The sequence below is a fragment of the Nonomuraea sp. ATR24 genome, from assembly GCF_041950485.1.
Lineage (GTDB): Bacteria > Actinomycetota > Actinomycetes > Streptosporangiales > Streptosporangiaceae > Nonomuraea > Nonomuraea ceibae.
This window is the reverse complement of the sequence record NZ_JBGNUU010000002.1, coordinates 755,054-776,316: the sequence shown is the minus strand read 5'-3', so window position 1 is coordinate 776,316 and position 21,263 is coordinate 755,054. Positions and strand designations below refer to the sequence as shown.

At 71.8% G+C, this 21,263-nt stretch carries 18 protein-coding genes; 10 read left to right on the top strand and 8 right to left on the bottom strand.

Translation table 11 applies throughout. From position 1 onward, the window contains the following. The first annotated feature begins 4 nt into the window (after positions 1-4). From ACBI99_RS07545 to ACBI99_RS07530, 4 genes are all read left to right on the top strand, one after another. Positions 5-1,105, top strand: coding sequence for a DegT/DnrJ/EryC1/StrS family aminotransferase (locus ACBI99_RS07545; protein WP_375071958.1), 1,101 nt, complete (start codon positions 5-7; stop codon positions 1,103-1,105). A 53-nt stretch (positions 1,106-1,158) separates the two neighbouring features. Continuing rightward, complete coding sequence (locus ACBI99_RS07540; protein ID WP_375071957.1) at positions 1,159-2,379, top strand: methyltransferase domain-containing protein; 1,221 nt, start codon at positions 1,159-1,161, stop codon at positions 2,377-2,379. A gap of 96 nt (positions 2,380-2,475) precedes the next feature. Next, the gene (locus tag ACBI99_RS07535) at positions 2,476-3,684 is read left to right on the top strand and encodes an acyltransferase (protein WP_308125932.1); all 1,209 of its coding nucleotides are present in this window, start codon (positions 2,476-2,478) and stop codon (positions 3,682-3,684) included. 88 nt (positions 3,685-3,772) lie between these two features. Further along, positions 3,773-5,050, top strand: a complete 1,278-nt coding sequence (locus tag ACBI99_RS07530; RefSeq protein ID WP_219508724.1) for a cytochrome P450 — start codon at positions 3,773-3,775, stop codon at positions 5,048-5,050. A 98-nt stretch (positions 5,051-5,148) separates the two neighbouring features. On the opposite strand, the gene ACBI99_RS07525 is transcribed toward ACBI99_RS07530, so the two are convergent. From ACBI99_RS07525 to ACBI99_RS07500, 6 genes are all read right to left on the bottom strand, one after another. After that, positions 5,149-6,204, bottom strand: coding sequence for an NAD-dependent epimerase/dehydratase family protein (locus ACBI99_RS07525; protein ID WP_219508723.1), 1,056 nt, complete (start codon positions 6,202-6,204; stop codon positions 5,149-5,151). 177 nt (positions 6,205-6,381) lie between these two features. Beyond that, positions 6,382-6,945 (bottom strand): dihydrofolate reductase family protein, encoded by a 564-nt coding sequence (locus ACBI99_RS07520; protein WP_357592976.1) that lies wholly within the window; start codon positions 6,943-6,945, stop codon positions 6,382-6,384. 27 nt (positions 6,946-6,972) lie between these two features. Beyond that, positions 6,973-8,283, bottom strand: coding sequence for an acyltransferase (locus tag ACBI99_RS07515; RefSeq protein WP_281427167.1), 1,311 nt, complete (start codon positions 8,281-8,283; stop codon positions 6,973-6,975). 154 nt (positions 8,284-8,437) lie between these two features. After that, complete coding sequence (locus tag ACBI99_RS07510) at positions 8,438-9,817, bottom strand: FAD-dependent oxidoreductase (protein WP_375071956.1); 1,380 nt, start codon at positions 9,815-9,817, stop codon at positions 8,438-8,440. A 109-nt stretch (positions 9,818-9,926) separates the two neighbouring features. Beyond that, complete coding sequence (locus ACBI99_RS07505) at positions 9,927-11,084, bottom strand: epoxide hydrolase family protein (RefSeq protein WP_357592978.1); 1,158 nt, start codon at positions 11,082-11,084, stop codon at positions 9,927-9,929. 735 nt (positions 11,085-11,819) lie between these two features. Continuing rightward, complete coding sequence (locus ACBI99_RS07500; RefSeq protein ID WP_219508718.1) at positions 11,820-12,929, bottom strand: serine hydrolase; 1,110 nt, start codon at positions 12,927-12,929, stop codon at positions 11,820-11,822. A 264-nt stretch (positions 12,930-13,193) separates the two neighbouring features. On the opposite strand from ACBI99_RS07500, the gene ACBI99_RS07495 reads away from it, so the two are divergent. From ACBI99_RS07495 to ACBI99_RS07480, 4 genes are read left to right on the top strand one after another with little or no spacing between them, the layout of a single operon-like run. Beyond that, entirely contained in the window at positions 13,194-14,522 is a 1,329-nt protein-coding gene (locus tag ACBI99_RS07495) for a phenylacetate--CoA ligase family protein (RefSeq protein ID WP_219508717.1), read from the top strand. After that, on the top strand, positions 14,506-14,715 hold the full coding sequence (locus tag ACBI99_RS07490; protein WP_219508715.1) for a DUF6052 family protein: 210 nt from the start codon (positions 14,506-14,508) through the stop codon (positions 14,713-14,715). The genes ACBI99_RS07495 and ACBI99_RS07490 overlap by 17 nt, the downstream gene beginning before the upstream one ends. 30 nt (positions 14,716-14,745) lie before the next feature. Next, positions 14,746-15,420, top strand: a complete 675-nt coding sequence (locus tag ACBI99_RS07485) for a flavodoxin family protein (protein WP_219508713.1) — start codon at positions 14,746-14,748, stop codon at positions 15,418-15,420. Then, complete coding sequence (locus ACBI99_RS07480; protein ID WP_375071955.1) at positions 15,417-16,820, top strand: phenylacetate--CoA ligase family protein; 1,404 nt, start codon at positions 15,417-15,419, stop codon at positions 16,818-16,820. Before ACBI99_RS07485 ends, ACBI99_RS07480 begins: the two co-directional genes overlap by 4 nt. Positions 16,821-16,875: 55 nt before the next feature. Here ACBI99_RS07480 and ACBI99_RS07475 read toward each other — a convergent pair whose 3' ends face one another. After that, on the bottom strand, positions 16,876-17,232 hold the full coding sequence (locus ACBI99_RS07475) for a DUF1801 domain-containing protein (RefSeq protein ID WP_219508709.1): 357 nt from the start codon (positions 17,230-17,232) through the stop codon (positions 16,876-16,878). 30 nt (positions 17,233-17,262) lie between these two features. Next, positions 17,263-18,645, bottom strand: a complete 1,383-nt coding sequence (locus tag ACBI99_RS07470) for an FAD-binding protein (RefSeq protein ID WP_357592980.1) — start codon at positions 18,643-18,645, stop codon at positions 17,263-17,265. Positions 18,646-18,828: 183 nt separating this feature from the next. Here ACBI99_RS07470 and ACBI99_RS07465 point away from each other — a divergent pair, with 183 nt between their 5' ends. Beyond that, the gene (locus tag ACBI99_RS07465; RefSeq protein WP_357592981.1) at positions 18,829-19,659 is read left to right on the top strand and encodes a methyltransferase domain-containing protein; all 831 of its coding nucleotides are present in this window, start codon (positions 18,829-18,831) and stop codon (positions 19,657-19,659) included. A 36-nt stretch (positions 19,660-19,695) separates the two neighbouring features. After that, on the top strand, positions 19,696-21,231 hold the full coding sequence (locus ACBI99_RS07460) for a methyltransferase domain-containing protein (RefSeq protein WP_375071954.1): 1,536 nt from the start codon (positions 19,696-19,698) through the stop codon (positions 21,229-21,231). Positions 21,232-21,263 lie beyond the last annotated feature (32 nt).

The window sequence follows — 21,263 nt, the reverse complement described above, 5'->3', positions numbered from 1 at the left end:
CGCGGTGATCCCCCTGTTCAAGGTCGAGGTCCCGGCCGGCGCCGCCGACCGGGTCACCGCCGTGCTCGACAGCGGCATGCTCGGGCACGGGCCGCTGGTCGAGGAGTTCGAGCGGCAGCTCGGCGAGCGGATCGGCAACCCGTACGTGGCGGCGCTGAACAACGCCACCTCCGGCCTGCAGCTCGCGCTGCGCCTGGCCGGGGCCGACGGCGAGGTCCTGAGCACGCCGTTCACGTTCGAGGCGACGAACTGGAGCATCCTGGCCGGGGGCGGGCGCATCACCTGGGTGGACGTCGACCCGGCCACGCTCAACGTGGACCTCGAGGACCTCGCCAAGAAGATCACCCCCCGCACCCGGGCGGTCATGGTGGTGCACTGGGGCGGCTGCCCCGTCGACGTCGAGCGCCTGGCCCGCATCCTGGACGACGCCGAGGCCGCCCACGGGCGCCGGCCGGTCGTCGTCGAGGACTGCGCCCAGGCGTGGGGCGCCACCGTGCACGGCCGCCCGCTGGGCCGCCACGGCAACCTGTGCGTCTACAGCTTCCACGCCACCAAGCACCTGAGCTGCGGCACCGGCGGCCTGCTCGTGCTGCCCGACGAGGAGTCACTGCGGCGCGCCCGGCGGCTGCGCTTCTTCGGCATCGAGCGCGACGCCGACCGCGTGCACGCCGACTACGACGTGCCCGAGTGGGGCTACAACTTCTACCTGAACGAGATCGGCGCGGCCATCGGGCTCAGCAGCCTCACCGTGGTCGACGAGCGGATCGCCCGCCACCGCGCCAACGCCGCCTACTACGACGCCGAGCTGGCCGGGGTGCCCGGCCTGGAGCTGACCGCGCGCACGCCCGGCCTGGACTCGTCGTTCTGGCTCTACCCGGTCCTGGTGGAGGACCGTGACGCGTTCATCGGCAAGCTCGCCGCCGCCGGGGTCGCGGCGAGCGTGGTGTGCCGGCGCAACGACGCGCACGGCTGCGTGACTCCGTCGGCCGAGCCGCTGCCCGGCCTGGAGGCGGTGCACGACCGGGCGGTCAACATCCCGGTCGGCTGGTGGCTGTCGGACGAGGACCGGGCGCACGTCGCGCACGCCATAAGATCCGGCTGGTGACTCATGGCAATCGCCGATAAAGGTTCGCGCCCGGCCGGTGTTAACGTCTATTCATGGACGCTTCCTGTCGAATTTGCAGCGGGCCGGTCAAGGCGTTTGTCGACCTCGGTTTCCAGCCCCGCGGAAACGCTTTTCCCCGGGCCGACCGGGTGGCCGGTGAATTCCGTTACCAGCTGGTCGTGGGAATGTGCGACTCGTGCACCATGGTCCAGCTGATGGCGGACATTCCCCAGGAAGTCAGATACCACGACGAATACCCGTACCACGCCTCCAACTCGGTGGTGCACAGCCGGCATTTCGAGGGCCTGGCGCGGCATTTCCTGGAGCACGAGCTGACCGGGCCCGACCCGTTCATCGCGGAGATCGGCAGCAACGACGGCGTCATGCTCGCCACCATCGCCGCGGCCGGCGTGCGCCACCTCGGCATCGAGCCGTCGGCGCAGGTGGCGGAGATGTCCAGGGCGCGGGGCGTGCGGGTGCTGTCGCAGTTCTTCGACGAGGACAGCGCCGGGCCGATCCGTGCCGAGCACGGCCCGGCCGACGTGATGTTCGGCGCGAACGTGATCGCCCACATCTCCCACCTGGCCTCGGTGCTCAAGGGCGCCAAGAAGCTGCTCGGCCCGGACGGCGTCTTCGTCTTCGAGGAGCCCTACCTCGGCAGCGTCGTCGAGCAGACCGCGTTCGACATCCTCTACGACGAGCACTCCTTCGTCTTCTCCGTGCGTGCCATCCAGGCCGCGGCCGAGCTGTACGGGCTGGAGCTCGTCGACGCCGAGCCGGTGGCGCTGCACGGCGGCTCGATGCGCTACACGCTGGGCCAGCCCGGCGCCCGCCCGGTCGCCCCCGCGGTGCCCGAGCTGCTGGCCGCCGAGGCTGCCCAGCGGCTGGGGGAGCACGCCACGCTGGAGGCCTTCGCCCGCCGCGCCGAGCACATCCGCGACGAGCTGACCGCCCTCGTCGGGTCGCTGCGCGCCCAGGGCAAGAAGGTCGTCGGCTACGGCGCCCCCGCCAAGATCACCACGGTGACCAACTACTGCGGCTTCGGCCCGGACGTCATCCCCTTCGTCTGCGACTCCACGCCCTCCAAGCAGGGCCGCGTGGTGGCCGGCTCGCACATCCCCGTGGTGGCGCCGTCCGTGTTCGCCGAGAGCGACGCCGACCACGCCATCCTGTTCGCCTGGAACCACGCCGAGGAAATCATGGCGAAAGAGCGCGCGTTCGCCGAGCGAGGCGGGCGCTGGGTTCTCTACGTGCCCGAGGTGCATATCGTCTGAGCATTTTCAGCACATGGGGAGATGCGCCGTGCGGGGTGGCCGCCCACCATTTAGTTAATTCCCCCAGCCGGGCGGTCCGAGAGAAAGGAACCCACGGTGTCTGTGGCGGCGGAAATCAGTCATACAGGCGCTCTCGGAGAGCGCCGCCCCGACCTTCCCGCATTGACCGGACTACGCATCATCGCGGCGTTGCTCGTTTTCATGAGCCACGTCGTCTATCCCATGACGTCGGGAAACCAGAATCCCGCGACCCCCTACAGCGACGACGGGATCACCCAGACGCTCGTCTGGCTCTTCTACCCCGGCGGCTACATCGGCGTCTCGTTCTTCTTCATCCTGAGCGGCTTCGTCATCACCTGGTCCTGGCAGCCGGGCGGCCGGGCCACGTCCTTCTGGCGGCGGCGGGCGGTGAAGATCCTGCCCAACCACGCCGTCACCTGGGGCCTGGCGATGCTGCTGTTCGCCGCGTCGTTCACGCCCCTGTGGGGCCTGCCGAACCTGTTCCTGGTCAACTCGTTCTCGCCCGACCCCAACCTGTGGGGCGGCGCGAACATGCCGGCCTGGTCGCTCAGCTCCGAGATGCTGTTCTACCTGCTCTTCCCGCTGCTGATCATCCCGATCGCCAAGATCAAGGAGAGCCGGCTGTGGCTGTCGGCCGGCCTCGTGGTCCTGGCCATGGCCGCGGTCTGCGTGGCCACGCTCACGCTGCTGCCCGACTCGCCCCGCTACCCGGGTGAGGCGCTGGCGCTGACGCAGTTCTGGTTCGTCTACATGTTCCCGCCGGCGCGGCTGTTCGAGTTCGTGCTCGGCATGGTCCTGGCCAGGATCGTGATCAGCGGCCGGTGGCCCCGCATCGGGATCGCCCCGGTCATCGCCCTGCTCGTGGCCGCCTACGCCGCCACGCTGTGGGTGCCGGAGCCGTACAGCATCTCGCTCGTCACCGCGATCCCGTTCGGGCTGGCCATCGGCACCTACGCCGCGGCCAACCTGCGCGGCCGGCGCACCTTCATGGGCAGCCGGGTCATGGTGTGGCTCGGCACCGTCTCGTTCGCCTTCTACATGACCCAGGCCGTGGTGCTCTACTGGCTGCGCGGCGCGGTGCTCGGCGACGCCGAGTACGGGCCCGTCGGCGGCACGCTGCTGATCCTGGGCCTCATCGCGGTCAACGTCGTGGCCGCCTGGCTGCTCTACACGCTGGTCGAGCGGCCCGCGATGCGGCACTGGAGCCGGTCGAAGAAGACGCCGCCGCCACCGCCGCGGGAGCCGGCGCGCGCCCCGGTGCCCACCGCCTCAGCCGCCGAGTGACCCTTCCCCCCGCTGTGCCCGCGATGCCCACCCCTGTCCAGCGGTGGGCATCGGCGTAACACGATCGACCACGACCCAGGAGAGTTCCGTGAACAGACGTTGCCCGGTCCTCGACACCACCGGCAAGAACATCCACGCCGAGACGGACCAACTGCGCTCGCGCGGCCACGCGACCCAGGTCGAGCTGCCCGGCGGGGTCATCGCCTGGTCCGTCAACACCCACGCCGCGATCAGGCGGCTGCTCACCGACCCGAACGTCACCAAGAGCGCCCGCAACCACTGGCCCGCCTTCCGCAACGGCGAGATCCCGCCCGACTGGGAGATGATCAGCTGGGTGGCCATGGACAACATGGTCACCGCGTACGGCAAGGACCACGTGCGGCTGCGCAAGCTCGTCGGCAAGGCGTTCACGCCCCGGCGCACCGAGGCGATCCGCCCGCGCATGGCCGAGCTGACCAACCAGCTCCTGGACGCCCTGGCGGCCGTGCCGCCCGGCGAGGTCGTCGACCTGCGGCAGAGCTTCGCCTACCCGCTGCCCGCCATGCTGGTGGCCGACCTCATCGGCATGTCGGAGGCGGCCCGCGTGCAGACCGCCAAGGTCATCGACATGATGGTCGACACCACCGTGAGCCCCGAGCAGGCCCAGGGCATCCTGCTCGGCTGGCGCGGCGCGATGGAGGAGCTCATCGCCGAGAAGCGCCGCAACCCCGGCGAGGACATCACCAGCGACCTCGTGGCCGCCCGCGACGAGGACGGGTCGCGGCTGTCGGAGGTCGAGCTCACCGACACGATCTTCGCGATCCTCGGCGCCGGCTCAGAGACCACGATCAACTTCTTCGACAACGCCATCACCGCGCTGCTCACCCACCCCGACCAGCTCGACCTCGTCCGGACCGGGCGGGCGAGCTGGGACGACGTCATCGACGAGACCCTGCGCGTCGACTCGCCGCTCGTCCACCTGCCGCTGCGCTACGCCGTCACCGACATCCACCTGGACGGCGTCACGATCCCGCAGGGCGACCCGATCCTCATCAACTACAGCGCCGTGGGCCGCGACCCCGCCCTGCACGGGGAGGAGGCCGGCCGCTTCGACATCACCCGGCAGGACAAGGAGCACCTGTCCTTCGGCTACGGCCCGCACTACTGCCTGGGCGCCAGCATCGCCCGCGCGGTCGCCCAGACGGGGCTCTCGACGCTGTTCGAGCGCTTCCCCGACCTGAGCCTCGCGGTGCCGCGCGAGGAGCTGGTGCCGCTGCCCACGTTCATCATGAACGGCCACCAGGCCCTGCCCGTCCGCCTCACCGCCGACGTGCCCGCCGAGGTGCCCGCCGAGGTGACCACCGCTGTGCCCGCCGGGGCCCGTTAGCCCGCCCGCACTGTGCCCGCCGGCGCCCGCTGGCGCGCCCGCACGACCGACGATCCGGCCCGGAGCACCGGGCCGGATCGTCGCGTTCGGGGGGCGGGTCACGCCGCGGCCGCCAGCGGCCGGGCCCGGACGGCGCCGGCGCCGGTGTCGTCCAGGGCGAGCCACCACGGGTTCGCCCTCGCCCACTCGATCGTCCGCAGCAGCCCCTCCTCCAGCGACGTGGCGCACTCCCAGCCCAGCACCCGCCGCGCCTTGGAGCTGTCGGGGATGCGCCGGGGCACGTCCTCGTAGGCGGACCCGAGCGCGGCCCGGGTGTCGACCGCGATCTCCTCGGCCTCGGCGCCCGTCAGCTTCGCCACCAGCTCCCCGGCGTCCCTGATGCTCGTCTCCACCATGCTCCCCAGGTTGAACGACTCGCCGACGGCCGCCGGGTGCGAGGCCGCCAGCAGGGTCCCCGCCACGGCGTCGTCCACGTACGTGAAGCAGCGGGTCTGCTCGCCCCGGTCGTACATGACGATCGGCCGGCCGTTGAGCGCCCGGTGCACGCTGCGGCTGAGGACGAACGCGGGCCGCTGGCGCGGGCCGTAGGCGTTGAAGTAGCGCACCACCGTGGTCTCCAGGCCGTGCTGGCGGCCGAAGGCGAACGTCAGGTGCTCGGTCAGCGCCTTGGCGGAGGAGTACGTCCACCGGTCGGCCGAGGTGGAGCCGAGGACCCGGTCGGCCTCCTCCGTCCACGGCACCGCCGGGTTCTTGCCGAACACCTCGCTCGTGCTCGCCACCACGACCCGCGCCCCGGCCCGCGCGGCGGCCTCCAGGACGTTGCGGGTGCCCTGGAAGTTGATGTCGATGACGTCCAGCGGGCGGGCCAGGTACTGGTCCACGCCGACCACCGCCGCCAGGTGGTACACCACGTCCACGCCCTTGCCCACGGCCCTGGCCAGGTCACCGGGATCACGCACGTCACCGAGCACCAGCCGGGCGTGCGCCCGCGCCATCCGCTGCGTCTCGGGCAGCGGCCCGCTGTCGAAGACGGTCACCTCGTCACCGCGGGCGATCAGCCGCTCCACCAGATGGCTGCCGATGAATCCGGAACCACCGGTCACGACCACGCGGGCGGGCCTCGGGCTGAGCTGCGCCAGATCTGCGTTCGGCATTTTTCCGTCCCTTTCACGGGGTGGTTATTTTCTTCGACACCTCCAATATCCCGCTTCCGAGGGCTCTGAATAAGTTTTTCCGGCGTCAGCAAACTGCACCGCCGGGCAGCTTCCTGCCGACGGGAAAAGAAAAAACCCGGCCCCGCTTCGTCGCGGGACCGGGCTTTTCTTCGCCGGTCAGCCGGAGGTCTTCTCGACGGTCCGGTAGGTGAGGATGACGATGCCCGACTCCAGCGGCGTGGCCCCGGCCAGCCGCAGCGGCGCCGTGGTGCCGTCGTTGTAGAGCAGCTCACCGACGCCGCCGCTGCCGACGAGGACCGGGTGGAGCCAGATCTGCACCTCGTCGAGGAGGCCGTGCTCGACGAGCGTGGCGGTGAGCCGACCCCACCCGTAGATGAGGATGTCGCCGCCGGGCTGCTCCTTGAGCTTGCGCACCTCGCCGACGGCGTCGCCGCCGAGCACGGTGCTGTTGTTCCAGTCGGCCTTCTCCAGCGTGCTGGAGACGACGTACTTGGGCAGGCTGTTCATCCGGGCGGCGTAGCCGCCCTCGTCCTCCATGGTGGGCCAGGCCTCGGCGAAGCCCTCGTACGTCACACGCCCCATGAGCAGGGCGTCGGCGGCCTTGAGCGTGGCGAGGGCGTGGGACTCGGCCTCGTCGCTCCAGTAGTCCATGGACCATTCCTCGGGCCGTTCGATGACGCCGTCGAGCGACATGATGACCGATGCGATGACCTTGCGCATGGGGCGACTCCCAGGAAGTGGATGGCTCTACGGACGGGCGCTGTCGGAGGCGGCGGCCACCGGCACGCCGGGCGCGGGCTGGGCGACCGGCTCGGCGGGGCGGCTCTTGCCGAACCACCGCGTCCACAGTCTCATGACAGGGCGTTCCAGGACGTAATAACTGACGGTCGAGAGGGCGACGCTCGTCGCCAGCACGAACAGCGTCAGCTCCCAGAAGCCCACCGTGCCGCGGAACTGGGTCGCGTCGACCGGGACCGTGCCGAAGATGTTGCCGTTGCGCAGGTAGACCTCCTGCAGCACGACGTGCCACAGGTAGATCCCGTACGAGATCCGCCCGAGATAGCGGATGACCGGGTTGGCCAGCGTCACGTCCATCAGGCGCGACCTGGCGTGCGGCACGGTCAGCGGCACGATGAACAGCACGCCGAAGACCAGCACCAGCGAGTGCCCCACCAGCTCCTGCACCAGCGCCGGCACGTCACCCGCGCCCGGCGTGCCGAACGGCTGCGGCGCGTAGGCCAGGTAGACGGCGGCCGCGGCCAGCCAGAACAGGTTCGGCCGGCGGGCGGCCAGCCGGTAGATTCCGGGCGTGTTCCCCGAGACGTCCTGGTAGGCGGACAGGGTGCCGAGCATCATGCCGCAGGCGAAGGCGCTCATGTAGTAGAAGGGCCAGAACCACAGCTCGTACGGGCCGGTGAAGGTCGGCAGGTTCGTCCAGGTCACCCAGGCCAGGCCCAGCACCAGCACGGCCACCGGGGTGACCATCATCCAGCGCAGGCGCGCCCGCTGGTCCTCGCGGCCCCGCGCCAGCCGGCCGGAGATCCACGCCAGCAGCGGGATGGCCAGGTAGAACGTCAGCTCCGTCGGCACCGTCCAGGTGTGCAGGAGGCCGGTCATCGGCTGACCCTCCTGCCAGAAGAAGTGGATCGCCAGGAACGGCCGGAGCACGTCCCACACGGTCGCGATGCCGTTCAGGTTGATCGCGAGCAGCGCGACCGCCAGCACCAGCCAGTAGGCGGGCAGGATGCGCAGCGCCCGCCTGGCGAGGAAGGCCGGGATCGCCGGGCGCGAGGTCCCGGCGATCGCCGCGCGGGCGAACGGCCTGTACAGGAACAGACCGGACAGGACGAAGAAGGGGGGCAGGCACACGGCCAGCCCGTCGGCCAGGACGCCCCAGATCCCGTTGCCCGGCTGGTCCATGAAACTGGAGTCGCCGGACAACCAGGCTGCGTGGAATACGAGAACTCCCAGAGCGAGGACTCCGCGCACTCCTTCCAATCTGGGAAGGCGTTCGCCTTCAGCGGTTCCGCCACCGCTAGCGCGGGCTGTTGCCACCATCGCGTGCTCCCATCAGGAGTGTTTTCATCGGCACTTTTCCGGCCGTATCCGTTTATTTGCTACGCGTCGATATCAGCACGGCCGATCGGTGAACCACATCTCCTGAATTGCGGGATATTGAGTTATGGGAACAGGCCGCGCTCCGTTGTGCCGATCAGCGGCGGACGGCCTCGCCCGGGGCCGGGCTCGGCGTCCACGACGGCGCCGGATCCAGGCCGCGCGTGCCGTTCCGCAGCACCCGGAAGACCATGCCGGGGCTCATCAGCGCCTGCGGCGGGTCGACCAGCCCGGCCACCCGCATGAACGTCCTGGTCACCGCGCCGTCCCTGGTCGCGGCCACCTGCAGCTTCGCCATGTACGCGTTCATCATCCGGACCATCGCCGGCCTCGGCCCCGCCACCTCGGCGAAGCTCAGGTCACCGCCGGCCGAGATGTTCCACGGCACGTCGATCACCGCGGAGATGTCCTTGAGGAAGTCCAGCGGGCGCGGCTCCACCCCCCGCCGCAGATGCGTGCGGAGCGTCAGCGCCTCCAGCGCCGCCACCGTCATGCCCTGCCCGTACACCGGGTTGAAGCTGCACGCGGCGTCACCCAGCACCAGCAGCCCGGCCGGGAAGCGCTCCAGCCGCTCGTAGTGCCGCCGGACGCTCGCCGGATACCTGAACGACACCGGGTCGTCCAGCGGCTCGGCGTCACGGATCACCTCGTAGATGTCCGGCAGGGGCAGCGACCTGACGAACTCCATGAAGCCCTCGTGCGTCGCCGGCGCGGCGTCGCCCAGCACGCCCGTCAGCGACAGCACGCAGCGGCCGCCCTCGATCCGCGAGAAGAACGCGCCACGCGGGTGCGACGGCCCCGACACCGGGTTGATCGACAGGTCGCCGTCCAGGATGCTCTCGTCCGGCAGCCGGTAGTGCCGCGTCGTGTAGGTCAGGTCGATCTTGACCTTCTCCTCCTCGGGCCGCCCGTAGCCGAACTCCTCCAGCCACACCGGCGTACGGGAGCCGCGCCCCGTCGCGTCCACGACGAGATCCGCCTCGATGAGCTCCTCGCGCTCGCCGTCCCGGGGACGCACCCGCACGCCCGTCACCCGGGCCCGGTCCGCCGTCGCCACCAGGCCGACGATGTCGCACCGCTCCACGAACGTCACGTTCGGCAGCTCCGCCACCCGGGCCCGCACGTGGCTCTCCAGCACCGGCCGGGCCGCCGACACGCACACCAGCCCCGTCGTGCCCGGCGCGAGCCGGACGCCGTTGAAGAACCAGCGCAGCTCGCCCAGGTCGCCCGTCGGCACACCCGCCGCCTTCGCCCCCTCGGTGAACCCGGGGAACAGCTCCTCCAGGATCTGCTGACCCCGGGCCAGCAGCCCGTGCACGTGCCGCCCCTGCGGCACCCCACGCCTGGCGGCGCTCACGCCCACCAGCGCGTCACGATCCACCACCAGCACGTCCGTGTACGCCTCGGCCAGCACCCGGGCCGCCAGCAGGCCCGCCATGCTGCCGCCCAGCACCACCGCGCGGTCTCCCACGGCCATCGCGGTCACCTCCCACGTTCCTGATCGTCAGCGGAACCCTCGGCACGCCGCCCGGCGCGCGGGGCCGTCTCGTGTGATGCCGGTCGCGACCGGCGCGCCCGCGCCCGCCTCATCGCAGCGAACGCGCGAAGGCGCGGATGTCGCCGACCAGCTCGGCCGGCTGCTCCAGCGCCGCGAAGTGGCCGCCACGCTCGAACTCCGTCCACCGCGTGATCGTCGGCAGCTGGTGGTCGGCGAACCGCCGGATCGGCCGCGTCGCGTCCGCCGGGAACACCGCGACGCCCACCGGCATCTCCAGCGGCCACGGCCCGCCCCACGTCCGCACGAACGCCGCGTCCCCGTACGAGGACTCGTAGTAGAACTGCGCCGACGAACCCGCCGTCGCCGTCAGCCAGTAGATCGACACGTTCGTCAGCAGGTCGTCACGGCTCACCGCGTCCTCGGGCGACTTGTCGGAGTCCGTCCACTCCTTGAACTTCTCCACGATCCAGGCGAGCTGCCCGACCGGCGAGTCCGTCAGCCCGTACGCGAGCGTCTGCGGGCGGGTCGACTGGATCTTCTGCCAGCCGATCCCGTCCTGCTGGAACCGGCCGCCGTGCTCCAGCCTGGCCAGATCGTCCGCGCTCAGCTCCGCCATCGCCGCCGGGTCCTGCGGCGGGAACGTCACCAGCATGTTGATGTGCACCCCGGCCACGTGCGCCGGATCGGCCAGGCCGAGCTGCAGCGAGATCACCTTGCCCCAGTCGCCGCCCTGCGCCACGTACCGGTCGTAGCCGAGCCGGCTCATCAGCTCCGCCCACGCCCGCGCCACCCGCGGCACGTCCCACCCGGTCTCCCGCGTCGGGCCCGAGAAGCCGTACCCGGGGATCGACGGGATGACCACGTCGAACGCGTCCGCCGGATCGCCGCCGTGCGCCGCCGGGTCCGTCAGCGGGCCGATCACGTCCACGAACTCCGCGACCGACCCCGGCCAGCCGTGCGTGATGATCAGCGGCGTCGCGTCCGGCTCGGGGGAGCGCACGTGGACGAAGTGCACGTTCGCGCCGTCGATCTCCGTCGTGAACTGCGGGAAGGAGTTCAGCCGCCGCTCGGCCGCACGCCAGTCGTAGCCCGTGCGCCAGTACTCGGCCAGCTCCTTGAGGTAGTCCAGAGGCACCCCCCGGTCCCAGCCCACGCCCGGCAGCTCGTCCGGCCACCGGGTGGCGGCGAGTCTCCGGTTCAGATCGTCGAGGTCGTCCTGCGGGATGTCGATACGGAACGGACGCATGTGTGCCCCTGGTTCGCTAGAGCTGTCTGGGGGAGGGGCGAGGACTGCGCGCCTCCGGCCCCACGACGTCATCGTCAGCCCCGCCCACCCCCCGGCGCATCTCGCGACGTGCGCCATCCCCCTCCCGTCACCCCCGACCGTTCCCCGCCCGCCCGTCCGTACGAAAGCCCCCACCGCCCAGCCACCCCCACCGCCCAGAGCGACCCCCTCCACCGAACGGCCGCCCTCCCACCAGCCTCTTCACCCACCGCGCCCGCGGCTGGGGCGAACCCGCAACGCCGGACGGACCCTCCGGTGGGGTGACCTCCTCGCGCGGCGGCGGGCCCCTTCAACGGGCCGGCCCTCTGGCGGAGCGGCCCCTGCGCCGGACGGCCCCCTCCGGCGGGGCGCCCTCTCCGCGAGACGGCGGGTCCTCTTCGGCGGGGCGGCCCTCTGCGGGCGTACGGGCCCCCTCCGGGTGGGCGTGCCCTCTCTGGGCGGGTGCCGTCAGGGGCCGGGTTCCTTGGGGGCTGCTTCACCCAGGGGCCAGGGGTGGTCGGTGGTTCTCGGGGTGGCCTGTGGCGGGTCTGGTCTTCTCAGGGGCGTCGTGGGGCCGACGTGGGCCTCTGCGGCGGCGTACGAAGACGGCGGGGCCCAGGGATGGCGAAGGCCCGGCCGGGTGCCGTTGGGGGAGGCGGGCCGGCCGGGCCGAGGGGTCCGGCGCCGGCTACGGTGGCGGCGCCGGCGGTGCGGGGGTCAGGCGGTGGCCTTGGTGATGACGTCCGCCACCGCCGCCACGGCCGAGTAGTCGCCCGGGCTGAAGCGGGTCTTGGTGACCGCGAACGCCGTGCCGCTGGGCAGGTGGAGCTCGGCGTGGCTGCCGCCGGCGCCGGGCCAGCCGAGGACGGTCGACGGGTCGGGGCCGTTCTCGACGGGCCGTCCGAGGCCGAAGCCGAGCGCGTACTGGGTGGGGTGGCCGAAGATCTGGTCGACGTCGTTGACGGCGACGGCGGAGATCTCCTCCAGCTGCCCCGGGCTGAGCAGGCGGACGCCGTCGACCTCGCTCTGGAGGGCGGCGTACAGCTTGGCGAGCGCCCGCGCGCTCATGGTGCCGCCGGCGGGGATCTCGGCGCCGAGGTAGTCGCGCCGGTTGACGAGCTCGGCCGAGAGCTGCACGGCCTTGGGCACGGCCTTGAAGTACGTGGGCATCATCTGGGCGAGCATGTCGAGGTCGACCGGGTCGCCGACCTGCACCTGCGGGGCGACGCGGTCGAGGGCGGACTCGGGCACGGCCAGGTAGAGCTCGTCGGCGACGCCGAGCGGGCCGGACACCTTCTCGCGCAGCACCTCCGAGATGCGCTTGCCGGTGGCGCGGCGGACGACCTCGCCGATGATGTAGCCGAACGTCTGGGCGTGGTAGCCGGTCTTGGAGCCGGGCTCCCACCACGGCTCGGCGGCGGCCAGGCCGTTGACGATCTTGTCCCAGTCGGTCAGGTCGTCGCCGGTGGTGTCCTCAGGGACGCCGGGGGTGCCGACGGTGTGGGTCAGCGCGTGCCTGATCGTCGCCTTCTCCTTGCCGTTGGCCCCGTACTCGGGCCAGATCTCGGCGATCGGGGTGTCGTACCCGAAGACGCCTTCACCGACGAGCACGTGCACCACCGTGGAGGTGAGCGCCTTGCCGGCGGAGGTGGCGTAGATGGGGGTGTCGGAGGTGAGTGGCCGTCCGGTCGCCTGGTCGGCGACACCGGAGACGGCGTCGGCCAGTAGTTCACCGTGACGGTAGACGGCGACCTGCAGACCCGTCTCGGCTCCGGATTCGACTAGCTGGTCGATCGTCTCCTGAACTTGCCGCTGGAGATCGCTCATGGTCCCTGTTTCCCTTGTGATGGTGGATGTCCTCGCCTCAACTGAGGGCCATTCACCGACAGTTTGCTGAGAGAAAAGGTCGCCGGACAACCGAACAGATGAACGCCGCATTCTCGGAGAAATCCGCTGGTTCAGCCCCAGCATTCTCGGAGATGCGCCACGGGCGGACCGGCCAGCAAGATGTGCCAGTAAAGCATGATTCGTAACGCTATTCCTTCGGTTGATTCGGTTGATATCGCGTCACCCGCGCGTGGGGGAGGCTTGATGGCACTGCTCGCGCCACCCGGACCGGCCACGGCCGGCTACTGGAACAGGAAGACCGAGACCATGCCACGCCAGGAGCTGGCCGCCTGGCAGTGGCGCAAGCTGCAGCTCGCGCTCGCCCACGCCCGGGCGAACTCGCCCTTCTGGCGCGAGCGGCTGCCCGAGCGGCTCGACTCGCTGGAGGACTACTTCGCGCGGGTGCCGCTGCTGTACAAGAAGGACCTGATCGCGGCGGAGGAGACGGCGCCGCCGTACGGGACGTGGCCGTCGCTGGACCCGTCCTTCGCCATCCGGCACCACCAGACCAGCGGCACCAGCGGCGACCCGCCCGTGCGCACCTTCGACACCCAGCGCGACTGGACCTGGGGGGTCGACCTGTGGTGCACCGTGCTGCACGGCATGGGCGTGCGGCCCGGCTACACGGGCCTGGTCGCGTTCGGGTACGGGCTGTTCATCGGCTTCTGGGGCATGCACTACGGGCTGGAGCGGATGGGCTGCCGGGTCGTCCCGGCGGGCGGGCTCGACTCCAAGGCGCGCGTGCGCATCCTGGTGGACCTGCAGGTCGAGGTGCTGGGCTGCACGCCGAGCTACGCCATGCGCCTGATCGAGACGGCCAAGGAGATGGGCGTCGACCTGGCGCGCGACGCCAACGTGAAGATCATCATGGCCGGTGGCGAGCCGCGGCCCGAGTCGACCACGCAGGCGATCTCCGAGGCGTTCGGCGCACGCGTCTTCAACGCGGCCGGGACGACCGAGTTCGGCACGGTGTCGATGTTCGAGTGCCCCTCGCTCAACGGCGGCTGCCACATCATCGAGTCGGGCGTCATCGAAGAGGTGCTGCACCCCGACACGCGGCAGCCGGTCGGCTACGGCGAAGAGGGCATCCGGGTGACGACCGGGCTCGGCCGCGAGGGCATGCAGCTGTTCCGGCACTGGACGGACGACCTCGTGGTCAAGCGGCCGTGGAGCGAGTGCGGCTGCGGCCGGACCTGGGACTGGTTCGACGGCGGCATCCTCGGCCGCCGCGACGACATGCGCAAGATCCGCGGCGTGTCGGTCACCCCGGTCATGGTCGAGGACGTCCTGCGCGGCTTCCCCGAGGTGAACGAGTTCCAGGTGGTGCTGCGGACGATCCGCGGCCTGGACACGATCGTGCTGCGGATCGAGCCCGACGAGATCCCCGGCCTGGACGTCGCCGACCTCGGCGCCCGCGTCAGCACGACGATGAAGCAGGAGGTCGGCATCCGCCCGGACGTGGAGTTCGTGACTCCGGGCACCCTTCCCCGGTTCGAACTGAAGGCGGCGAGGTTCCATGACGAACGCAGATGAGCTCTCCGACAAGCAGGAGCGCCAGCTCCGCGACTGCTACGCGACGCTGCACGAGCTCGCGGAAACCTGCGGAGTCCCCTCCGTCGTGGCCGCGGCGCGCGCCGCCGTGGCCGAGCTGCACGCCGCCCTCGACGGGCAGGCGCTCGACTTCGGGTTCTACTCCCACAAATGGAGCTCCGAGCAGCCCGTGTGAGCAGCCCGTCTGAGCCCGGAGGAGGCAACCATGGCCGGCAGGCCGAAGAAGATAGTCGCGATCAACGGGTCGGAACGCGACGGCAACACCGCCGACGTGCTCGCGTACGCCGCGGGCATCGCCTTCCGGCGCGGCGTCGAGTTCGAGACCATCCACCTGCGTGACATCGACATGATGCGCTGCGGCCCGTGCGGCGACTGCAACGACCGCGTCGTGCGGTGCGTGCAGACCGACGACGTGCCCGGCGTCGTCGACAAGATGATCGAGGCCGACGCCATCATCTACGCCGCCCCCGTGCACGGGTTCGGCACCTCCAGCCTGATGCAGACGTTCATCGAGCGGGCGGGCGTGGGCTATCTGCGCTTCGACCGGCCGCTCAGCAACAAGGTCGCCGGCATCATCGCGCTGGCCCGCCGCTACAGCGCCGGCGAGGTGTGGGCGCAGCTCATGGCCAACGCCCTGCTCAACCGCATGATCGTCGTCGGCGCCGGGTTCCCGGCCACGGTGCACGCCCTGCACAAGGGCGACGCGGCCTTCGACGAGGAGGGCCTCATCAACGTCGGCCGCCAGGTCGAGCGCATGATCGACATGATCGAGCTGCTGGACGACTACCGCGAGCTGACCGGCCGCGACGACATCCTGCCCCCGCCGGAACGCAACGAGCGCGAGGGGCTGGCCTGGAACGCCGCGCGGGAGCGCATGTGAGCGCGCCGCCGGACGACGCCGCGTTCCGCGAGGAGTACCGGCGGCTGCACACCCGCTTCTACGCCGGCGCGATGTCGCGGGACGACTGGGCCGCCTGGCAGGAGCGGCGGCTGGCGAGCGTGCTGCGGCACGTCACCGAGCGCTCGCCGTTCTACCGCCGCCACCTGGCCGGGATCGACCTGGCGCGGGTGACCCCGGACACGCTGCCGCTGCTGCCGTTCACCACCAAGGACGACCTGCGCCGGGAGATGTACGACGTGCTGTCCGGCAGCGTCGCCGAGGCCGCCGTCTACTACGAGACGACCGGCACCACCGGCGCGTCCACGCCCTGCCCGCGCGGGCCCAGGGACGTCATGACGAGCAACTCCGCCGTCGTGGAGGCGTGGCGGCGGCTGTTCGCGGCCCGCTTCGGCGACCGCAGGCCCGTCGTCGGGCTGATGGGCCCCTCCGAGCTGTACGCCTTCGGCGACGTGTTCGGCGCGGTCACCGCCGAGCTGGGCATCTGCCACGTCAAGATCTGGCCGGAGTCGCCGCGCGTCGGCTTCCGCAAGGCGCTGCGGCTCATCGAGGAGCTGGGCGTCGAGGTGCTGGTGTGCGCGCCGGCGCTGTGCCTGAGCCTGGCCAAGGCCGCCCTGCACTACGGCTACGACCTCGACCGGCTGCCGGTGTCGATGTTCCTGGTGCTCGGCGAGGTGTGCACGGGCGCCTTCCGGGCGAACGTCACCTCGCTGTGGCCCGGCGCCGCCGTCTACCCCGCCCTGTACGGGTCGCAGGAGGCCCTGTGCATCGCCACCGGCGCGGTCAGCGGCGACCTGCACCTGTCCAAGCCGAACTACCTGGCCGAGGTCGTCGACCCGGACACCGGTGAGGCGCTGGGCGAGACGGGGGAGGGCGAGCTGGTGCTGACCATGCTGATCGACGGCATCAAGCCGCTGATCCGCTACCGCACCGGCGACCTCGTCCGGATCACCCCGGCGCCGCCCGGCGCGCCCCTGCCCGGGCCGGTCGTCGAGGTCATCGGCCGGGTGGCTGACCGCATCCACCTGGGCAGCGCCACCCTGCAGCCCGCCGAGCTGGAGAGCGCCGTGCTCACCGGCGTCCGGGGCTGCCTGGGCTACCAGATCGTCATCGACCCGGGCGACGAGGTCACGGTGCGCCTGGACCTGCTGCCGGAGGTCAGCGGCGACCCGCGCGAGGTGGGCGAGGGCGTGTCGGCGCGGCTGCGCGAGCTGGCCGGGGTGCGCGCCGGGGTCAGCGTGGACGCCGGCCTGGACCCGGTGACGAACACCGGCTCGTTCACGAGCTGGAAGGCGGCCAGGATCCTCGACAACAGGTCGGAGCCCGACCGCGTGGCGCTGGTGGCCCGCGAGGTGGCCCACCGCTACGCGATCACCACCTGAGACGCCGAGGGGCCGTCCGGTCGACGACCGGACGGCCCCTCGGCACGCCGCTGTCCTACCCCTTGTCCAGCTTCACGGCCTGGGCGATGTAGTCGCGCAGCGCCGCGTCGTGCGTCTCCAGGTCGGCCGGCTTCTTGAGCTTCACGTGCCGGGTCTGCTTGCCCGATCCGGCCAGCAGCCCGTGCGCGTCCTCGAAGCTCGCGCCCCGCTCGAAGGCGAACGTGACGTGCGTCTTGCTCAGGCTGATGATCGCCAGGACCTTGTTGTCACGCCAGGAGGGCGACCCGTAGGTCAGCACCTCGCGCGCGTCGGGAGCGGCCTCGGCCATCAGCGCGCGCAGCCCCTCGACGATGTCCTTGTACTCCGGGGAGACCCTGGTCTTCACGAATTCGTCGACGTCCGGGTTACCCATTAGCAGACCTCCTTGTGGTGGTGATGGCTTTCATATCAAGCTGGACGCGTTCGGCGTGACATCTCCGCGGAACAGCCCGTCCGGGTCGACCCGCTGCCGGATCCGGTCCAGCTCGCCGATCTGCTCGGCGCTGAGATGGCCCTGCGGCTGCTCGCTGTCCTCCACGAAGGTGGGCGCGGTCCTGCCGGTGTCCCAGGGCGCGAGCGCCTCACGTACGCGGGCGCAGCGGTCGCGGATGGCCGCGAGGCTGCCGGCGTCCATCACGACGCCCGCGCCCGAGTAGGCGTAGGCGGCGTCCAGCCGGTCGAGCGCCCCGCCGGGCGCCGGCGGGGCGGCGTACGCGCCGCCGAGCTGCCGCAGCCCCGCGGTGACCAGCGGCGAGCCGGCCGGATCGGCGATCAGGTCGAGCAGGCGGGCGGCGCCGTCGTCGCCGATCTCGCGCAGCAGCAGATGGTCGCCGGCGATGGCGATGGGCTCGTCCGGCTCCATGTGCGCGTCGAGCACCGCGGCGGTGGTGGTCGTCTCCCACGTGTCGAGCACCGGCTCGGCGATCGCGCGCAGCGGCCCGAGCAGGTCGGCGGCGTGCCGCTCGGCGGTGCCGGGGCCGGACTCGGCGTCGAGCACGACGCCGTCGACGCACAGCACCGGGCCGGAGCTCAGCGCGGGCGGGATCTCGGGCAGCGGCGGCAGGTTCATCACCCGCAGCGACGTGCCGGCCTCCCAGGGGGCGTCGAGCGCCCACCGCCGCCAGGCCGACAGCAGCCGGGGGGCGTGCGCGGCCGGCCAGTAGGCGGCCCCGGTGACCACCCGGGCCGCCGGGAAGAGGCCGACCTCGACGGCGGTGACGACGCCGAAGCCGCCCCCGCCGCCGCGCAGCGCCCAGAACAGCTCGGGGTCGGACGCGGCGTCGACGCGGCGCGCCTCGCCGTCGGCGGTCACCAGCTCGATCGCCAGCACGCTGTTGGCGGCCAGCCCGTGCTTGCGGCCGTAGAAGCTCAGCCCGCCGCGCAGCAGGTAGCCGACCACGCCGACGGTCGGCGCCGAGCCGTGCGGCGCGGCCAGCCCGTGGGCGGCGGCGGCCGTCACGACGGCGGCCCACGCGGTCCCGGCGGGCACGCGCGCCACGCGGCGGGCCGCGTCGATCTCGACCTCGCCGTCCATCCGGGTGCGGATCAGCAGGTCGCCGTCCATCGGCCGCCCGGCGGGGGCGCCGTGCCCGGTGCTGTGCGCGCGCACGCCCAGCCCGGCCGCCCTCGCGTGCCGGATGGCGGCCCTGACCTGGTCCACGGTCCGCGCCGTGGTGGCGGCGACCGGCCGCAGCGGGCCCGCCAGGTTGAACACGTGCGTGGCCGCCTCGTACGCCGGATCGCCGGGCGAGGCGATCAACGTGCCCGGCTCGTCAACCACGGTCATGAGCGTCAGCCTCCAGCTCGGGTGCCCGCGTGTCAGGCCGTTGTCCAGCCTCGCACGCGCGGGCCCGCGCCACGTCTTCCAGAATGCGGTTTCGGTCTCGCACACCAGGAGATGTGCCCGGCCGCCCGAGGGGCGCACCATGGCCTCAGGGTGCACCGGATTCGCGGGAGAGCGACGTATTCCATGGCTTCCGAATTCCTCGACACGGCCGCAATCGGCAGGCATTACGACGAGCGCTCGCCCATCGGCGACGTGCTCCGCGACGGCCACATCCACATGTGGTACTGGTACGACGACGAGGACGAGGCGTCGCTGGCCGAGGCCGTGGGCCGCACCAGCCGCAAGGTCGCCGACACGCTCGGGCTGCGCCCCGGCGAACGGCTGCTCGACGCCGGCTGCGGGCCGGGCGCCACCAGCGTCTTCCTGGCCACCGGCTACGGCGCGCGGGTCACCGGGATCTCCATCAGCGAGTTCGAGCTCGGCGCCGCCCGCGAGCGGGCCGCCGCCGCCGGCGTCGCCGACCTGGTCACCTTCGAGTACGGCGACTACACCGACCTGGCCTACGCCGACGGCTCCTTCGACGCCGTCCTGGCCCTGGAGTCGCTGCAGAACGCCCCCGACCTGGCCGCGGTGTTCGCCGAGCTGTTCCGCGTGCTGCGCCCAGGCGGCCGCATCACCTTCTCCGACTTCAGCCTGGAGTCGCAGGCCGAGCCCGAGCGGGTGGCCAAGTTCATGGCCAGCCTCAAGCTGCGGGAGCTGCCCACGCTCGCCGAATGGCTCGGCCACGCGCGCGCCGCCGGGTTCGTGCCCGAGGAGTACACCCAGTGCGGGCCGAGGGTCTTCGGCCGCAAGTCCAAGTACCTGCGCACCGCGATGCCCCGCAGGCAGGAGATCGCCGAGCGGTTCGGCGAGGCCGCGGTGACGACGTTCTCGCGGCGCCACGCCGGATTCTTCGCCCCCCGTCCCGACCAGATCGGGTACGTCATCGTCTCCGCCCGCAAACCCCTGCGTTGAGCGCGAGGCGGGCGATCACCACGAAAGGACGCGCACATGACCTTGTCCATGTCCCAGCCGGCCGTCGCCGACCTCGTCGAGTCGTTCTCCGGCGCGGACCCCGACCGGCTCGGCGAGGAGTACCTGCGCCTGGCCGGGCTGCTGCTCGACGGCGGCACGGCGACCGAACTGGCCTCGCCCGCCGTGCCGCTGCTGGTCGAGCTGCTGCGCACCGCGCCCGCGGACCGCAAGGCCCACCCGGCCGTCCTGCTGGGCCTGCTGGCCGGCGCCGAGGACCCCGCCGGTGACGGCGAGCTGGCCACGGCCGTGGGGCGGGAGGTCGACCTCTACCTGGACCTGTGGATCGGCAGCGCGAACGGGCAGCCGCTCTCCCTCGCCCTGGCCTACCTGCTGTCGCACTTCCCCGAGCACCGCGACCGCATCCTGTCCGTCGCCGGCGACCGGGGGCTCGACGTCTACGACCTGTCCAAGCTCGATCGGGCGCTCGCCCGGCTCGACCTGGAAGACCCGGTCATCGGCCGGGTCTTCCCGTCGCCGGCCGTGTGGGCGCTGATGGACGAGGCGGAGCGCGACTTCGACAACTCGTGGATCAAGGCCATGCCCACCGAGCAGATCATCCTCAACTGGGACAAGGACACCAGCACCGTCCGCGGCAACCTGGGCGCCGCAGCCCACTGGGCCGCGCTCAACGGCGCGCCCACCCCCGTCGAGGTCGGCACCGTCCCGCCCCGCGACGAGCTGCCCCCGCCGCCCGACGGCGGCACCGAGCTGTTCGCGCCGCACGCCGCCGCGCTGCGCTGCCCGCGCTGCGCGAGCGGCCTGGACCTCACCGGCGCCGAGGTGCGCTGCGCGGCCTGCGCCGCCGTCTACCCGGTGGCCAACGGCATCCTCAACCTCACCGAGGACGCCGAGCGCAACGCCGGCGACTTCCTCTACAAGCTCGCCGAGGTGCCCAGCATGGGCCACTTCTACGAGGCGTACGCGCGCCCCAACTTCCTGCGGCTGGCCGGCTCCAACTGGGGCACCGCGATCAGCCCCGCCGACGAGGACGCCTACATCACCGAGCACGTCCGCCCGGTCGACGGCCCGGTGCTCGACCTCGCCTGCGGAGCCGGCCGGTGGACGCAGACGCTGACCGAGGCCGTCGGCGCCGACCGCGTCATCGCGCTGGACATGTATCCGCCCATGCTCACCGCCACCCGCAGACGCCTGCCCGAGCTGCCCGCCGTCATGGCGGGCGCGCGCCGCCTGCCCTTCGGCGACGCCACCCTCGGCGCCGTCATGTGCTGGAACGCGCTCCAGGCCTTCCCGGACGACGCGCCGGAGGCCATCAAGGAGATCGGCCGCTGCCTGCGCCCCGGCGGCACGTTCACCTTCCTCACCTTCCACTCCTCCGCCGACCCCGTCTACCGCCACCTGGTCGCCTGCCACTACTTCCCCGGCCACCAGAGCGGCATGGAGCTGTTCGAGCTCGACGACATCAAGGCGTGGCTGGCCGCGGCGGGCCTGACGATCCGCCACGAGCACGGCCCCGGCACCTTCGTCCTCATCACCGCCGAGCGCCCCGCCTGACGCCCGGGAACGACGACGCGAAACCAGAAGGG

Bases quoted from the DNA above. Each gene is read 5' to 3' on its own strand.
- ACBI99_RS07540 (WP_375071957.1), top strand. From the start codon at position 1,159: ATGGACGCTTCCTGTCGAATTTGCAGCGGGCCGGTCAAGGCGTTTGTC.
- ACBI99_RS07510 (WP_375071956.1), bottom strand. From the start codon at position 9,817: ATGGCCGTGGGAGACCGCGCGGTGGTGCTGGGCGGCAGCATGGCGGGC.
- ACBI99_RS07485 (WP_219508713.1), top strand. From the start codon at position 14,746: ATGGCCGGCAGGCCGAAGAAGATAGTCGCGATCAACGGGTCGGAACGC.
- ACBI99_RS07500 (WP_219508718.1), bottom strand. From the start codon at position 12,929: ATGAGCGATCTCCAGCGGCAAGTTCAGGAGACGATCGACCAGCTAGTC.
- ACBI99_RS07475 (WP_219508709.1), bottom strand. From the start codon at position 17,232: ATGGGTAACCCGGACGTCGACGAATTCGTGAAGACCAGGGTCTCCCCG.
- ACBI99_RS07465 (WP_357592981.1), top strand. From the start codon at position 18,829: ATGGCTTCCGAATTCCTCGACACGGCCGCAATCGGCAGGCATTACGAC.
- ACBI99_RS07460 (WP_375071954.1), top strand. From the start codon at position 19,696: ATGACCTTGTCCATGTCCCAGCCGGCCGTCGCCGACCTCGTCGAGTCG.
- ACBI99_RS07495 (WP_219508717.1), top strand. From the start codon at position 13,194: ATGGCACTGCTCGCGCCACCCGGACCGGCCACGGCCGGCTACTGGAAC.
- ACBI99_RS07515 (WP_281427167.1), bottom strand. From the start codon at position 8,283: ATGGTGGCAACAGCCCGCGCTAGCGGTGGCGGAACCGCTGAAGGCGAA.
- ACBI99_RS07520 (WP_357592976.1), bottom strand. From the start codon at position 6,945: ATGCGCAAGGTCATCGCATCGGTCATCATGTCGCTCGACGGCGTCATC.
- ACBI99_RS07525 (WP_219508723.1), bottom strand. From the start codon at position 6,204: ATGCCGAACGCAGATCTGGCGCAGCTCAGCCCGAGGCCCGCCCGCGTG.
- ACBI99_RS07505 (WP_357592978.1), bottom strand. From the start codon at position 11,084: ATGCGTCCGTTCCGTATCGACATCCCGCAGGACGACCTCGACGATCTG.
- ACBI99_RS07470 (WP_357592980.1), bottom strand. From the start codon at position 18,645: ATGACCGTGGTTGACGAGCCGGGCACGTTGATCGCCTCGCCCGGCGAT.
- ACBI99_RS07490 (WP_219508715.1), top strand. From the start codon at position 14,506: ATGACGAACGCAGATGAGCTCTCCGACAAGCAGGAGCGCCAGCTCCGC.